Origin of the sequence: Cupriavidus sp. SW-Y-13, assembly GCF_009793345.1 — a bacterium.
Taxonomy (GTDB): domain Bacteria; phylum Pseudomonadota; class Gammaproteobacteria; order Burkholderiales; family Burkholderiaceae; genus Cupriavidus.
In genome coordinates this window covers 130,996-145,767 of the sequence record NZ_WHLX01000005.1, presented here as the reverse complement: position 1 = coordinate 145,767, position 14,772 = coordinate 130,996, and the positions used below count along the sequence as shown (strand labels likewise).

Sequence of the window (14,772 nt, the reverse complement as noted above, 5' to 3'; positions counted from 1 at the left end):
GTCTACGAACCCCAACGTATGCCGGGCATACTAAGGAAACCGGGGATCGTCTTGAAGCGTTCGACCCACTCCAACACATGCTTGTATCCAGCAATCTCGACACCCGCGTCTGTTGATAGTGCGACATGAGGAAAGCAGGCAACATCAGCGATAGTTGGTCGACCGAGCTCAAGCCATTTTCGATTTTCCAAATGCCCATCCAACACCCTGAGCACCCGATGCGAGAGCGCAAGTAGGTCGCCTAAGTTTGCGGAGTGGTGAAAGAGCTTTACAGACCTCGCTTGCGCTACATGCATGAGATCTCCGCCCGCCGTGGCGAGCCATTGGTGAACTCTCGCAGCGCTATCGGCCTCAGTCGGGTACCAAGTACCAAACTTGTCATACTTGCGGGCGATGTATGTGAGGATCGCTTGCGCATTGCGCAAACGTAATGACCCATCCTCCAGGATAGGCAATTCCCCGAACGGATTAAGTTCGAGATAGTCCGCCGACTCATGTTGTTGGCCAACATAGTCCACACTGACTTTCTCATAGGGAACGCTCAGCATGTTCAAGAGAAGTCGAATCTTGTAGCAACTTCCCGACAGCTCAAAATCATGTAAGCGAATCATGAAATCTCCAACAAAAAAAGCGTTCCGGAGCCACGGAGCCCACCGGAACGCCGGAAGGAGCAGCGAGACACACGCTGCAAGGATCAGACGGTCAAGAACCTAACTCAGAGGCGTGATGCCTGAGGTGGTCCTCCATGAAGGAAGAAATAAAGTAGTAGCCGTGGTCATACCCAGGATGTTTGCGCAGCCTCAGCGGTTGGCCTGCTATCTCGCATGCTGCGCGGAGAGTCTCCGGATACAACTGTTCTTCCAGGAATTTGTCATCAAGTCCTTGGTCGATCAGTATTCCGCCTGGGAAGACGGCGCGCCCGGCTCGCCGAATCAGCAGCGTCGCGTCGTAGTCCGTCCACTTACTTTGCTCAACGCCGAGATATCGAGTGAAGGCTTTGATACCCCATGGGCATGCCACCGGGTTGGCAATTGGCGCAAACGCCGAGACGGATCGAAACTGGTCCGGATTCCGCAAAGCGATCACCAGAGCGCCGTGACCACCCATCGAGTGCCCGAAGATTCCGACCCGTCGTTGATCGACAGGGAAGTTCTCCATTACCTCGCTGAAGAGCTCGCGGACAACGTAGCTATACATGCGGTAGTTTGTGGCCCATGGCGCGTCTGTGGCATCGACGTAGAAGCCCGCTGCCACACCAAAGTCCCAACTCTCCCGATCTCCTGCAATCTCGACCCCTCTCGGGCTCGTGTCGGGGGCCACCAACACCAAACCAAGCTCAGAGGCGACCCGTTGAGCGCCAGACTTCGTCGCAAACGTCTCCTCCGTGCAGGTAAGCCCAGCCAGATAGAAGAGCGCCGGGCAGCGCTCCCCTCTCAAGGCTTGCGGCGGCAAGTACACCGAGAAGCGCATGCTGGTCCCGGTCTCCTTGGATGCGTGCTCGTAGAACCGTTGCAGGCCGCCGAAGCAGGCGTGCTCAGATACTGGCTTCAAGTTGCTCATGATGGTACCTAGTAGAGCACCACCGAACGGATCGACTCGCCGCTCTTCATCAGATCGAAGGCGTCGTTGATCGATTCCAGCGGAAGCCTGTGGGTAATCAGATCGTCAATGTTCAGTTTCCCTTCCATGTACCAGTCGACGATCTTCGGCACATCCGTCCGACCACGAGCGCCACCGAATGCAGAGCCCTTCCACTCACGACCTGTCACCAACTGGAACGGACGAGTCGAGATTTCGGCGCCGGCCTCGGCGACACCGATGACAATGGATTTGCCCCAACCCTTGTGGCAGCACTCCAGTGCCTGGCGCATGACCTTCGTATTGCCGATGCACTCGAAGGAATAGTCTGCGCCTCCGTCTGTCAATTGGATGATGTGATCGACGACGTTTTCAACGTCCCTCGGGTTCACAAAGTGGGTCATGCCGAATTTCCGAGCCATTGCTTCCCGACCAGGGTTCAAGTCGACCCCAATGATCTTGTTGGCGCCGACCATCTTGGCTGCCTGAATAACGTTCAGCCCGATCCCGCCCAAACCAAATACCACCACGTTCGCACCGGCCTCCACCTTTGCCGTGAACAGCACTGCGCCTACACCGGTCGTCACGCCGCAGCCGATATAGCAGACCTTGTCGAAAGGGGCGTCCGGGCGAATCTTTGCGAGGGCGATTTCGGGAACCACGATATGGTTCGCGAAGGTCGACGTCCCCATGTAGTGGAAGATCGGCGTGCCGTCGATCGAGAAGCGCGCCGTGCCATCGGGCATGAGACCCTTGCCCTGTGTTGCACGAATCGACTGACAGAGATTCGTCTTCTGCGACAGGCAGAACTTGCACTGCCGGCATTCCGGCGTGTACAGAGGGATCACGTGATCGCCTGGCTTGAGCGAGGTCACGCCATGCCCAACTTCCGTCACGATACCGGCACCTTCGTGGCCCAGGATGGCGGGGAAGATACCCTCGGGATCTGCGCCCGAGAGTGTGTAGTAGTCGGTGTGGCATACACCCGTTGCTTTGATCTCGACGAGCACCTCGCCAGCTCGCGGACCCGCCAGGTCCACTTCTTCAACGCTAAGGGGGGCGCCAGCTTTCCAGGCAATAGCAGCTTTCGTTTTCATCTTCAAATAACCTTCCGATTGAGATATCTAAGAATTGAGCGGTATCCCGCGCAGGGCAGGCGTGCCATCAAGTCGCTTCGATGGCACGCCTGCGGACAGACAATTCATTCAACGCATCGCAACTACAGCCGCTGCTGGCTCGTCGAGCTGACGTGAAGTGGGAAAAACGCCGGACATCACGATGAAGCCGGGTAGCCGCTTGATCTGATCGGTCCACCGACGGACTGCGGGGTAATCGCCGAGCGATACGCCACCCTCATCGGACAAAGCGATATATGGGAAGCACGCAATATCCGCAATCGTGGGGTGCGAAGCGTCGCAAAGAAACTTCCCGCCCATTTGCTCGCGCCGCCAAAGGTGTTCATCCAGTATGCGCAGCAACTCGTGGGACCTCTTCCTGCAAGCTTCAGCATCAAAGTCGAAGAAAAACAGATCATGAAGACGCGCCGCAGAAATGGAGCCGGTCAGGCTATCTGCGAAAGACAGCCACATTTGCACTTCACCCGCAAGGCGGGCATCGCTGACCGGGTACCAAAGGTTCGACGTGTCGTAACGCTTGGCCAAATAGACAAGAATCGCCTGCGCGTCCCGAATCGAAAAATCGCCGTCCGTCAGTGCCGGTAGCTGCCCCAAGGGATTGACCCGCAAGAATGCGTCGGACTTGTGCTGTCTGCTTGGGTAGAACTCGACCGGTTCGTTCTGGTAGTCAATTCCCAGAATGTTGAGCAACAGACGAACCTTGTAGCAGTTGCCGGATAGCTCGTAGTCGTAAAGCGTAATCATGGGGGTTCTCTTTAAATGTCCAGGACGATCTTGCCGTTCTTGCAACGCGACACGCACGGCATGATCCACTTCCCGCTTTCGCGCTCCGCCTTGGAGAGATACGTGTCATGGTGCTCCAGGTCGCCACTGAGGACGCCGGTCATGCAGGTTCCGCAGACGCCCTGCTCGCAGGATGCCTCGATGGTTACCCCGTTCTCCCAGCACGCCTTCAGCAGGCTCTTGTCTGACGGCACACTGAAAGACTTTCCGGACTTGGCGAGTTCCACCTCGAACGAATCGCCGCCCGTCGGGATGTCGTCATTCTTGAAAAGTTCGAAGCGAATGGACTCTTCGGGGATGCCCCGCGCCGCGGCAACTTCGCTTACGCAGTTGATCATCACCCCCGGCCCGCATGTGTAAACCTCTGTTTGGGCAGGGTCTACGGCGGCGAGCATGGCCATCAGCTTCTCGCGAGTCGCAACGCCATCCAGGCCTGCGTAAAGATGGACGCTCGGACCCAAGTCGCGCAAGCGCTCGCCGAATGGCGAATGCTCTGCTCCCCTGACAAAGTAGTGCAACTCAAAGTCATCGCCTCCAGCCTGCAGCGCCTGGGCCATGGCGAGAATCGGTGTTATGCCAATGCCGCCGGCGATAAGTACCGGGCGCTTTCCGTTTCGAATAAGAGGGAACGCATTGCGTGGTACCGTAATGGAGAGTTCGGTTCCCTCCTTCACCTGCGCATGCATGGATTCGGAACCGCCCCGGGACATCGCCTCGCGCTTTACGCCGATGATGAATGAGTCACGCTCACTTGGACTGTTGACCACGGAGTATTGCCGTACACATCCAGCCGGGGTAGTCACGCTGATATGCATGCCAGGCGAGAGCTGCGGCATCGTCCGGCCCTTAGGCTTCAGCCACAGCGAGATAATGTCTTCGGTTTCCTGCAGGCGGGCGGTGACTTCGCATTTGAATTCGGTTGACGCAGGCCGAGGGAACGGCACCACCACCGCAGGCACTTCCGCTGCAACCGGCGCCGTCGCATGGATTTTCTCGATCTTCGGCGCACTGGCATGCGTCGCCTCCATTGCGCGGCGGAACTCCGTAAGAATCGTTGAGAAGTGAGTCCTGAAACCCACGGTCGCGGTATTCGCCGCGAAGACCATTGTGTGCACGATGCACTTCTGCCCAGAGGTCGGCTGCAGAAGGAACACCAATACCTTCGACTCCTGGTGTCGTTCGATTCGAATCAATCCGTCTGCAATCACTTCGGCGCGCGACTCGCCATCCAGTACTTCCGAGAATCGGTTGGCCTGTGCAAGCAACGCTTCGCTGACTTCTTCTTGCGATGCATTGATCGGAAGGCTGCGAAGGCCTGTCCGGACCTGCCCGGGATAGCCCAGTTGCAGGGCTTCAGGTTCGACCAGCGGCGTTCCGAGAGACGCCCATACCAACCCGTCCTTTTCGGACACGGCGAAGGTGGCAACGCAAGCAGAGCTCGGCTCAGTTGCTTCGCGGTGGGCGGGAACGAAAGTGCAACCACCGCTGCCGGTCTCATACGTCCACCCGTGATACTGGCACCTCAGTTCGTTACCGAGGTTCACGCCCAGCGACAGGCGTAGCCCGCGATGAGGGCAACGGTTCTCCCAGGCATTGACCATGCCATTGTCATCGCGCCAAAGGGCGAGTTCTTGACCTGCGAGGCTTGTCTGATAAACGTGGCGCGACGGAAGATCCGTGGCACTGGCGATCGGATACCAGCGATTCGTATCTAATGATTTCATTTTGGAGGACTCTCTATTCGTTCGCTCAACCGCGAATCGCGCCGTAGTGCAAGTCGCTTTCGCGAAGCCACCTGCGGTAAGCGGTTGCAAGTACGTCTGCTCGGACAGGGTTCTCACGACTGGCCGCTAACGGCAGCCGTTTGGGAACCTGGTTGATCAAGATCATCAGATCCTGCCCAAAAATCGTCTGCTGAAAGCGACGAAGCTGTTCGTCGGAGTTGATATCGTCGACGTAGCACATGATCGTGTGCGCGATACACCAGTCCTCATCGACAGGCTGTACGAACAAGCAGAGGACATCCCAACGCTGCGGATCCGGAGGACAGGTCTTGTAAAGGATGGCAACGTTGGGGCGCGTCACGCGGTAGACGTACTGGGTCTCGATGGGCTCGACCGCTGTGGCCGACGCACGGGGCTGAGCGAATCGACACTCCGTGGCGATGACTTCATCCAGTTCTTCGTCGATCCGTACGTTGTAAGGCAGCACCTCGGTGAGCGGTTCAGCACCAAGGATGTCCGTATGCACGAACGGAAAATGTGCCATGTCCAAGAAATTTTCGATGGCGCGAAGCCCCGACACATTTACGCGCGTCGATCCAGCGCTGACAACCCGACGATCTGCTTCCGCAAACTCTGGCACCGGAAACAAGTCGCGTGGCGATGACGAGAACGAAAACCACAGCGTTCCGTAGGCACGCTTGCATGACACCGGCCGAACAATGCCCTCGTCGGTCCAGTTTGCCTGGATCTCGCCATCGGGCGACACGTCGTATGTCACCGAGCGGCCGAGCAGCCGCGTTAGATATTGCCGGCTGGGAAGAACATCCTCCAGCGCCGCAACGGGATGCCAATCTTCGAACAGCACCTGATCTGCTTTCACTGCCCCTCCTGCCGTGGCTTGTTAGTTTGCTAAACTGGTATACCAGAATGTATATCAGAAGAACCCAAAGCGCAAAGCAGTTTGCACTTGGGGAAAATACTTAGCGGGAGAATTGCCGAGATACGGCGTGAAGTAGACCAGGGCCGCTCAAGGCGGCCGGGTCTATTGCGAGGACAGCTTAGATGGCGAGGACAGCTTTGAGGTCGATCTCAGGAGGTGCGGAGGCGTCGAATCGGTAACCTCTGATCACCAGGTTGTAGTGCGATGCCAGCAACTCTTTGGCCGCAGTGGCGTCTTTCTTCTCGAGGCACTCCACGAGCTTCCCGTGCTCGTCGCGCAGTTGGCAGTAGTCAAAGCCAACACGGAACATCGCGTTGATCAGCGCTTCGCGGCGTCGCAGTTGCGAGTGAATTTGGTTCAGTGTCTCGTTGTTCAAAAAGGACAGCAGGAGAGAGTGAAATTCCCGCCCAAGCTTGTCCCCCTGGTCGTGCTTCCCCTTCTCGAATGCAACCCGTTCCTTCCCCGTATGCGCCCGCAGCGCTTTGAGTTGTTCGGGAGTGATGATCTTGATCACTTGGTCGATCACGCCACTCTCGAGCACCAGGAGCATTTGGTAGAGTTCAAACGCGTCGTCGAAAGTCGGCCGCCAGACAGATGAAGAGCGCTTGGGGGAGATTTCTACCAGCCCGTCTTGCGACAAGCGGATAAGCGCCTGCCGGACGACTGTGCGACTGACGCCAAACAAATCCGCAATGTCTCGCTCGTTCAGCTTTGTCCCCGGCGGAAGACGACGGTGGTAGATCGCATCGGAGATGGTGCCTACAATTTTCTGGGTTAGCATGATGTTGTCGCGTGACTGCTACCGTCGGCTCGGCGCAGCAATTGTCTGGTCGACCAGAATTTCTAGATGGTACATCAAGCGCGTCATTTGGCACTAAAGCTGTGACGCGCCGCACCAAGATGGGCTAGCTCCCGCGGCTGCATACCCGTTCTCGTGCATGGTTAGCCGAGAACCAAGGCTACCAACGCTCCTCACGGCCACGTCCCAACGGAACGTCCGTCCCCCTGACCATGGCACAGTTCGTGCCATATCCCCGAAGCAAGTGAGCATCCCCAAGACGGGTAATCCCTGATTGCCGGTCCAAATTACGCTCTATAGTCTGGTATACCAGATAAGACATTTGGCTTCCCAGAGTAGTAGTTTTGGCTTCACAAAACAGATCCCCCACTGGAGCTTCGATCATGAACGAGCAGTACAGGCCTCTTCTCGAGGACAAGACTTATCTCCGCCACTTCTGGCATCCGGTTTGCACCGTGGCTGAATTCGAACGCGCCAATGCGTCCGGCCATGGTCCGATGGCCATCACGCTGTTGGGCGAGTCCATCGTACTGGCTCGCTTGAATGGAAAGCTCGTGGCCGCGAGCGACCGTTGCGCGCACCGATCAGCCAAGCTCTCTCTTGGCAGGGTGAGCAAGCGAGACGGGAAAGACTTCCTGGCTTGTCCCTATCACGGATGGCAATACGACAACGAAGGGATTTGCAAGCTTGTCCCCGCTTGCCCGGAAAAGGCCATTCCTCCCCGCGCCAAGCTGAATGCCTACGAGTGCGAGGTGAAATACTCGATCGTATGGGTACGTCTCGACAATAGCTTCGACTGTACTGAGATCCCGTACTTCAGTGATTGGGACAAGCCCGGCATGCAGACGATCGTCGCCGACTCCTATCTGTGGAACACGGTCGCCGAGCGACGCTGGGAAAACTTCACCGACTTTTCGCACTTCGCGTTCGTTCATCCGGGCACTCTGTACGACCCGTTCTTTGCCAGCCACCCTGCCGTGCAGGTCAACCGAATCGACGGAGAGTTGCAGTTCAAGCTGGCTCCGCCTCGTGAAATGGAAGGCATCCCTGAAGAGGCGCCGATGGGAGACTTCGACTACCGATGCACGATGCCGTACGGGATCAACCTCGAGATCAAGCTCTGGAAGGACAACTCACGGTTCGTGTTGTGGACAACAGCGTCCCCAGTGGACGACAAGACCTGCCGCAACTTCATGATCATCGCTCGCGAGACCGATGGTCAGCCGGACCACATGCACCTTGCGTTCCAGAAACGCGTCCTGGAAGAGGATCAGCCGGTAATTCAATCGCAATGGCCTGCCGAGATCTCGGCAGGCGAGATATCCGTCGCCACTGACAAGGTCTCTATCCAGTATCGCAAATGGCACCGCGAACTCTGTCAAGCCGCTCTCCGTGGCAAGGAGGAGTTCCAGGCAGTACTGCGATCCAACGTCATCGACGAGTCGACGACTCTGTAGTCAAAAGCATCCGAAAAAGAGGAGTTCCAATGAAGCCAATGTTCCTGCTCGGCTGTGCCGGTCGAGGCGTACAACCATCTTCCATCGAGGCGCCGGTATCTGAAATCGAGCTGCCGGTAATGGAGCAATTTCGCCTGCAGAAGGAAAGCGGGCTGTGGGACTTCGTCGACCGTATCCCTGCGAGTGACAAAGAGCTGGACGAATATATCAAGGCGAGCCAGCACTACAATCTGCCAGTGCTGACGGGAAGCTGGACCTATACCCTGGGTGTCGACGAAGACAAGATCAAGGCAAACATCGAGCGCACGCGCGAAGTCGATGCCAAATTCCATAACCTCATGGTTTGGGCCAAACATGCGGACGGCCATTATGTGACCGACGAAGAGGTTGCTGTTTCGTACTTGAATACGTACGAGTACGCTGAAGCCCGCGGCATCACGGTCACGTACGAAAGCCACGTTGACATGTGGTCCGAGGACTTCCGCCGTGTCTTGAAGGTTGCCGGCCTGGTGGAGAAGCAAGGCGTTCCCTTCAACTTCTGCATGGACTACAGCCATTGCATCTTCAAGATCGAAAACGAAGTTGAGCACGCGGTATCACAGATGCGAGGCGATGCCGAAGCCATCAGGAAGCTGGACCCGTTCAACGATGACAGCTTCGCCGATGAATGGCTGCAGCGCAACATGGTTCATTGGACGCAAGTCCGTCCGGCCGCCCCTAATGGCCCCGTGAACTGGCTGGCCTTCGAGTCAGGTCCTTGGGATGGCCTGGGCTACGACCGTCCAGGTCGGTCGATCCAGTATCCGTTCAGCTTGCCGAAGCCTGGCGAATGGCATACCGACGTATGGCATGCGCACAAGCTGGCATGCACCAAAGAGCTGGTTCGCAAGGTCATCGATCAGTATCTCTCGACCGATGACTCGAACATGCGCGTCATGACCATCGACAACATCAACCTTGGAGCGTACGGCCTGGGTTGGGGATATGACATGTTTGCCGATAGCTGTCTGGTCGCTACATTCGTTCGTGAGCTCTATGCGGAGCGCTCGGCAATCTTCGAAGCGAAGAAGGGCAAGACGGCGTCAGAGTTTGTTGATCAGTATCGCGGCAATATCGCCCGCTGAATGTATTCGGCTGGCGATAGCCAGCATGCACCGATCCGTGTAGTAGGGGTTAGCGAGGGCTCCATGCCCTCGCCCTTTTTTAGGAAAAGGCGCTCAACCCTAAGGCGACGATCTTTCCTCCGCCTCACGACTTTCAGCCTCCCCATGCTTCGCAAATGCAAGCGGCCAGTCCAAAGACTGGCCGACCTTGTCGTGTGCTGTCAGAACTTGTGACGGATGCCAACTCCGGCTGTGTCACCATGAGCCTGCCCGGTCAACTTGTCGTAGTAGTAGGCAGCGTATAGATCCGTCCGTTTCGACAGGTTGTAGTCGTACGCGATCGATCCCGTGTTTCGCCGGAAGGAAGCAATGTCGTTTTCCGACTTACCGTAGGCGTAAGTGAGGAGCAGGCTACCAGCGCCTATCGGAATCGCGACGCCGGCTAAGGCATCAATGTGCTTCAGATTCCCGGAAGGGCCGTTCACGTCCGACTTGATGTACTGCCCTTGAGCGTAAACTTTGACAACGCTGAAGTCGTAGCTGATGCCCGCCTGCGCCGCGTTCTGTTTGCGGAAGCCAACAAGCGAACCTGGAGAGGTGACATCACCTGGCGTTGTGTTGAATTTGACCTGCTGAAACGCAACGGTGGCAGCGAGGGGGCCCTTGAAGTAGGTGACATTTCCGCCCCACTTATTCTGGCCGATGGAACCTGGTTGCTCACCGAACGCGTAAATTGCGTTGAAGGTCAACCCGTTGAAATTGGGAGTGGAGTAGACGACAGAATTGACCCAGCCGGTGTCACCCAAGATGCCTGGATCGAATAACGTGCCGTTGTTTGCAGAGAGGTAGGTGTGGCTAATTGCCGGCCCGAAGACATATGAGTCGATCATCGGGTTGAAAAGGATGGTAGAGACAAAGTAGGGTGTTGTGTTACGACCCAGTCGGACGGTGCCGTAGCTTGAGTTTTCCATGCCCACATAAGCGTTGCGGGCAAAGAATGGTTCTCCATCGTAGCTCCCGCCTTTCCCGGTATCCACCCGCAGAAACGCATTGAGGTCGAAAATCGCCTTTGTACCGCCACCAAGGTCTTCGGTGCCTTTGATCCCCCAGTAGGACGTCTGCATGCCCCCGCCGCCAACGATGTATGACCGAGCACTCCCTGGTGTTCGCGTTGTGCCGATGTAGCTATCGACCTGTCCATACAACGTTACGCTGGACTGCGCCATCGCGCTGCTCGCCAACATCGCTCCCGAGAAGAATGTGAGCGTGGCGACCCGAGTGTTCCTGAATCGAAATTGAGTTTTCATGGCTCTAAGGTGAGGATTGATACTTCCGGAAATCGTCCCTCGATCCTCTCAAGCGTCGCCTTTACCGTTCAAAAATGACATCAAATAGGCAAAGGACTCCCCTTGCGACCTCCGGATAAAGGTCTCAGCACGAGAGGTCCATCGCACAAAGAGTGCGATGGCGATTCGAGGGGAATTGTTAGAGGTCTGCTTCTTTGGCGGTCGCCATCAGTGAAGCTCGTGCTTCCTTTGCGTCACCGAGTCCGTTGAAGAAGATGTTCAGGAGAATTGCCGAGATAGCCGTTAGAAGGATCGGACTCTCCAGGATTGGAGCAAGCTCGTGTGGAAGCCGCGAGAAGAATTTCGGCGACACGACAGGAAGCATGCCTAGCGCGATGCTGATGGCAACGATGTACAGGTTCTTTACGTTGTGAAAATCCACACGAGCCAGCACTTTGATGCCGCTCGCAGTGACCATGCCGAACATCACGATACCGGCACCACCAAGAACGAACGGTGGAATCGACGCAACGAGGACAGCGACTTTTGGAAACAGGCCCAGGACCATCAAGATGACGCCGGCGGTAGCACATACCCAACGGCTCCTGACCCCGGTAACGCTGACCAAGCCAACGTTCTGCGCATAGGATGTGTAGGGGAACGTATTGAAGATGCCCCCAATCATCGTGCCAACGCCATCGGCGCGGAATCCCCGAACTAAGTCCTTCTCCGAGACCGGCTTCTCGACGATCTCACCAAGTGCGAGAAACATGCCCGTCGACTCAATAAACGTCACCAGCATCACGATGCACATCGCTGCAATGGGCCAGAAGCTGAACTTTGGCGCGCCAAAGTGGAACGGCAGAATGAAACCGAACCAAGGTGCCTCGTTCAGTTCTCCGAGGGATACTTGTCCAGCAGCTCCGGAAATGAGAAAGCCGATGGCCAGACCAAGCAAGATGGCAATGTTGTTGAGAAATCCGCGGGTGTACCGCACCAACAGAAGAATCGATACCAGGACGGTAGCTGCAATACCAAGGTAGAGCGGATTGCCGAAGTCGGGGTTGCCGAATCCTCCTGCTGACCAGGCGGCAGCTACAACCATGAGCGACAACCCAACAGCGAGAATCTCCGTACCGGTTACGACCGGCGGGAAAAACCTCAAGAGTTTCCCAACAAGTGGGGCAACGACTATCCCAAACAGACCAGCACCAATCGTGGCACCAAAGATGCCAAGCAGACCAGCGTTGGGATCGCTGCCGATAGCGATCATCGGTCCAATTGCCGTGAACGTCACGCCCATCATTACGGGAAGACGGATACCGAATAGACCAACACCCAGTGACTGGATGATGGTAGCCAAGCCGCATGCAAAAAGGTCCGCATTGATCAGGAAGGCGACCTGCTCCTTCGGCAGCTTCAGGGCTGCGCCAAGCACCAGTGGGATCGCCACCGCACCTGCATACATCACCATCACGTGCTGACAGCCGAGAATCAGGAGAGGCAGGCCTCCCAATTTTTTATCAACGCCACTCGGTTGCATTTCGAATCTCCAAAGTAAATGAAACAGTTCGACGACCTCCTGGAAATAGGAAGGCGTCCCAGTTCCGTGCACTGGAGAGGGGGTGGGAATCTAGGCCTGATGTTTTGGGGGCTCTATTTTTTACTGCACGTGTCACGTGGACACGTTCGATCCAGCCAACCGACCGGACACCTCTCGAGGGGTGCCTCGTTCCGACAGGTTCGGATCGGGGCTCTGGTCAGGCGTGCATGATCACTCCTCTGGTTCACCAATCATATGTTTAGGTATACCAGATTAGCAGATCTAATGTGCCGAAGATAACTACCGTGATAGGTGTTTTCCCGACGAGCGGGCGCGGTGCAAATGGAGGGCTACTTTTGCTGTATTGGTGCGCTAGGCACTGTTACAGGGCGCCTGGCGTGGCAATCGATGAGCGGTTGAAAGCGTCCAGGAGAGACTTTGCAAGTCTCGACTTTTCGTACAGATCGATGTCCGCTCTGCGACTAGATCCTGCCGACTAAGGGAGGAGCTACAAGCGACCGTGTTGGGTCGTTCTGAGACCGTCACCCACCGCGCAGATCGGTGAAGCCGAACGGATGGACGCACGGTCGTCGTTAGTGCAGAGATAAGCTTGATTATCCCTGTACTATCATTTCGGTACGAAACTCGCTTTCGTCGAAATACCCCGACACCCGCCCACGCCAGAAAGTTTCTCAAGGCGGCTGTGATCGCCAAGGATGCTGGCGATCGCGCCAGACGAGTGCAACCACGGGACATCGCCGTTCTACGCGACGAAAATCACGTTGTCCCCCTGCGTGACCCAACCCGGCCCGAGTCCGCTCGCAGCCGCGGGCGTACTGGGCTCAACCAAGGCGATGTGCGCTCCCGCGGGTCGCGGCAGGCCAAACGGTTCGCGGAGTGCTCGGTGCCAGTCCCTGGTCGACCTCCTGGATGCCGATGCCCACCTGCCCACGCGTCACCTTGCCGTGGGTCAGCAACTCGACTTCGACTTTCGTGGCTAGGTTGATGGGAATGGCGAGGGACTGCCCCTGATACCCCGGTCTCGGTGTAAATCTGTGCATTGATGCCGATGACCTGCCCATTGCAGTTGAATACCCGCTGGACGTGATGCTGCCTTCGTACGCTGGGACGTCGCCTATTCGTTGAGTCTGCGACATCTCGACGCCATCGACACTTGCCACTAGCCTATTATTTCGATCGTTTGGCCTGCAGATCGCGACGATTCCCCTTTCGGTACGGTCAATGTGAGCACACCGTTGTCGAGCTTCGCTAGGGTGTGAGCAGGGTCGGCGCTTTCCGGCATCGGAATCATGCGTATGAAGCTTCCATACGCGCGCTCAAGCCGATAGCAGCCGTCCTCCTCGCTGCGCACGTCCTGTTTTTTCTCGCCACGTAACACGAGCCCCCCATCCTCCACAGTAACGTTCAAATCTTCCCGATCCATTCCGGGCAGCTCGGCCGTTACTCGCAGCACCTGCCCTTCATCGACCACGTCGATGCGCGGCTGGAAGTGCGATGAACTGAAGTCGCCAAACCATCGCTCCAGGACCCCGCGCCCGGCGAACGGCTTGTGAAAGAACTCTTCAGCTTCACGCCACGGTTCGCGCGAGAAGAAACTGGGAATTTCAGGCCAAATGGCGTGCCATTGCTCGCTGGTCGGTGGGTCTTCCGGGCTGTCCGCATCGGACTTGCGCCCCGCGCCACGAAGGAACTTGAAGGGACTCCACTTCTTCGGGTCAGTGTTCATCGTATCCTCCTCTACGGTCTGGCAGGAGAGTCGGATAGGGGCCATTTCACTGAAGCCGCGACTCCGCAGCCATTACAATCAACGTGCCACATCCGAGCCGCCTCAGTCGGGCGGTGGTCCCTGGCTTTATTCCTCGCTAGTTCGGGCGCCGACACGCATGTCAGCCTCATAACTGTCCTCAGTTGCCCGAAGCATTGGCGCCGAGGCTAGCCGGACCAGTTCGTCTATTGACTATCCCATCAACTCTGACTGGCAAGACAGATTTCGTCGCCTGCATTGGACAGTCAGTATCATTGATACAGATAATCACACGAACACCCTGGGCGTCTACCTTGGATTCTGGGGATGGCCAGACGAATCGAAATCCGGAAGCTCATCGTCAAGAATTTCGAGCACCCGCTCCGTCTTTCCTCCCAGATCGAACTTAGAGTCGCGGGATCGGTCATTGTCGGTGCACAACCAACAGCAGGCCCGTTGCACGTCCTCAATGGATGGTTCTATTTCCAGAATTCGTGCCATCACTTCGCCATCAATTGGACCGACAATCTCGCGGATCTCGTTGGCGCTCGCGCATCGCGAGTCAGTCTTGGAAGTGCGCATGGTTCGCCTCCAATCAAGTGTCCGGTGCCTGGCCAAATCCCTCCGCGTCTAGGACACTCCCCAAGCCCGGACGCGT

General features: G+C 56.8%; 13 protein-coding genes and 1 pseudogene. 2 read left to right on the top strand and 12 right to left on the bottom strand.

The annotated features are described in order from the left end of the window. Window positions 1-2 precede the first annotated feature (2 nt). The 7 genes from GA566_RS32320 to GA566_RS32290 form a co-directional block, all read right to left on the bottom strand. Window positions 3-611, bottom strand: a complete 609-nt coding sequence (locus GA566_RS32320) for a glutathione S-transferase family protein (RefSeq protein ID WP_029306685.1) — start codon at window positions 609-611, stop codon at window positions 3-5. Between the two features lie 91 nt (window positions 612-702). Beyond that, window positions 703-1,560 (bottom strand): S-formylglutathione hydrolase, encoded by an 858-nt coding sequence (gene fghA, locus GA566_RS32315; protein WP_029306684.1) that lies wholly within the window; start codon window positions 1,558-1,560, stop codon window positions 703-705. A gap of 8 nt (window positions 1,561-1,568) precedes the next feature. After that, entirely contained in the window at window positions 1,569-2,675 is a 1,107-nt protein-coding gene (locus GA566_RS32310; protein ID WP_029306683.1) for an S-(hydroxymethyl)glutathione dehydrogenase/class III alcohol dehydrogenase, read from the bottom strand. A 108-nt stretch (window positions 2,676-2,783) separates the two neighbouring features. Next, the gene (locus tag GA566_RS32305) at window positions 2,784-3,458 is read right to left on the bottom strand and encodes a glutathione S-transferase family protein (RefSeq protein WP_029306682.1); all 675 of its coding nucleotides are present in this window, start codon (window positions 3,456-3,458) and stop codon (window positions 2,784-2,786) included. Between the two features lie 11 nt (window positions 3,459-3,469). Then, entirely contained in the window at window positions 3,470-5,221 is a 1,752-nt protein-coding gene (locus GA566_RS32300; protein WP_029306681.1) for a Rieske 2Fe-2S domain-containing protein, read from the bottom strand. Between the two features lie 25 nt (window positions 5,222-5,246). After that, the gene (locus tag GA566_RS32295; RefSeq protein ID WP_029306680.1) at window positions 5,247-6,101 is read right to left on the bottom strand and encodes an aromatic ring-hydroxylating dioxygenase subunit alpha; all 855 of its coding nucleotides are present in this window, start codon (window positions 6,099-6,101) and stop codon (window positions 5,247-5,249) included. 178 nt (window positions 6,102-6,279) lie between these two features. Then, window positions 6,280-6,942 carry a GntR family transcriptional regulator gene (locus tag GA566_RS32290; RefSeq protein ID WP_029306679.1) on the bottom strand — a complete coding sequence of 221 codons (663 nt, stop codon included), beginning with the start codon at window positions 6,940-6,942 and terminating at the stop codon, window positions 6,280-6,282. Window positions 6,943-7,343: 401 nt separating this feature from the next. Here GA566_RS32290 and GA566_RS32285 point away from each other — a divergent pair, with 401 nt between their 5' ends. After that, window positions 7,344-8,417 (top strand): aromatic ring-hydroxylating dioxygenase subunit alpha, encoded by a 1,074-nt coding sequence (locus GA566_RS32285; RefSeq protein WP_029306678.1) that lies wholly within the window; start codon window positions 7,344-7,346, stop codon window positions 8,415-8,417. Between the two features lie 29 nt (window positions 8,418-8,446). Then, window positions 8,447-9,541 carry a hypothetical protein gene (locus tag GA566_RS32280; RefSeq protein ID WP_029306677.1) on the top strand — a complete coding sequence of 365 codons (1,095 nt, stop codon included), beginning with the start codon at window positions 8,447-8,449 and terminating at the stop codon, window positions 9,539-9,541. A 200-nt stretch (window positions 9,542-9,741) separates the two neighbouring features. On the opposite strand, the gene GA566_RS32275 is transcribed toward GA566_RS32280, so the two are convergent. The 5 genes and pseudogenes from GA566_RS32275 to GA566_RS32260 form a co-directional block, all read right to left on the bottom strand. Continuing rightward, window positions 9,742-10,827 carry a porin gene (locus GA566_RS32275; protein ID WP_029306676.1) on the bottom strand — a complete coding sequence of 362 codons (1,086 nt, stop codon included), beginning with the start codon at window positions 10,825-10,827 and terminating at the stop codon, window positions 9,742-9,744. A gap of 178 nt (window positions 10,828-11,005) precedes the next feature. After that, window positions 11,006-12,349, bottom strand: a complete 1,344-nt coding sequence (locus GA566_RS32270; protein ID WP_029306675.1) for a nucleobase:cation symporter-2 family protein — start codon at window positions 12,347-12,349, stop codon at window positions 11,006-11,008. A gap of 781 nt (window positions 12,350-13,130) precedes the next feature. Continuing rightward, window positions 13,131-13,444: pseudogene (locus tag GA566_RS33805) on the bottom strand (S1C family serine protease); the annotation flags it as partial. A gap of 85 nt (window positions 13,445-13,529) precedes the next feature. Continuing rightward, a complete protein-coding gene (locus tag GA566_RS32265; protein WP_029306673.1) occupies window positions 13,530-14,096 on the bottom strand; it encodes an Hsp20/alpha crystallin family protein in 567 nt (188 codons plus the stop codon). Window positions 14,097-14,423: 327 nt separating this feature from the next. Further along, window positions 14,424-14,696 carry a hypothetical protein gene (locus GA566_RS32260; RefSeq protein WP_029306672.1) on the bottom strand — a complete coding sequence of 91 codons (273 nt, stop codon included), beginning with the start codon at window positions 14,694-14,696 and terminating at the stop codon, window positions 14,424-14,426. Between the last annotated feature and the right edge of the window lie 76 nt (window positions 14,697-14,772).

Coding starts and splice junctions, on each gene's coding strand:
- GA566_RS32320 (WP_029306685.1), bottom strand. CDS start 611: ATGATTCGCTTACATGATTTTGAGCTGTCGGGAAGTTGCTACAAGATT.
- fghA (WP_029306684.1), bottom strand. CDS start 1,560: ATGAGCAACTTGAAGCCAGTATCTGAGCACGCCTGCTTCGGCGGCCTG.
- GA566_RS32310 (WP_029306683.1), bottom strand. CDS start 2,675: ATGAAAACGAAAGCTGCTATTGCCTGGAAAGCTGGCGCCCCCCTTAGC.
- GA566_RS32305 (WP_029306682.1), bottom strand. CDS start 3,458: ATGATTACGCTTTACGACTACGAGCTATCCGGCAACTGCTACAAGGTT.
- GA566_RS32300 (WP_029306681.1), bottom strand. CDS start 5,221: ATGAAATCATTAGATACGAATCGCTGGTATCCGATCGCCAGTGCCACG.
- GA566_RS32290 (WP_029306679.1), bottom strand. CDS start 6,942: ATGCTAACCCAGAAAATTGTAGGCACCATCTCCGATGCGATCTACCAC.
- GA566_RS32285 (WP_029306678.1), top strand. CDS start 7,344: ATGAACGAGCAGTACAGGCCTCTTCTCGAGGACAAGACTTATCTCCGC.
- GA566_RS32280 (WP_029306677.1), top strand. CDS start 8,447: ATGAAGCCAATGTTCCTGCTCGGCTGTGCCGGTCGAGGCGTACAACCA.
- GA566_RS32275 (WP_029306676.1), bottom strand. CDS start 10,827: ATGAAAACTCAATTTCGATTCAGGAACACTCGGGTCGCCACGCTCACA.
- GA566_RS32270 (WP_029306675.1), bottom strand. CDS start 12,349: ATGCAACCGAGTGGCGTTGATAAAAAATTGGGAGGCCTGCCTCTCCTG.
- GA566_RS32265 (WP_029306673.1), bottom strand. CDS start 14,096: ATGAACACTGACCCGAAGAAGTGGAGTCCCTTCAAGTTCCTTCGTGGC.
- GA566_RS32260 (WP_029306672.1), bottom strand. CDS start 14,696: ATGCGCACTTCCAAGACTGACTCGCGATGCGCGAGCGCCAACGAGATC.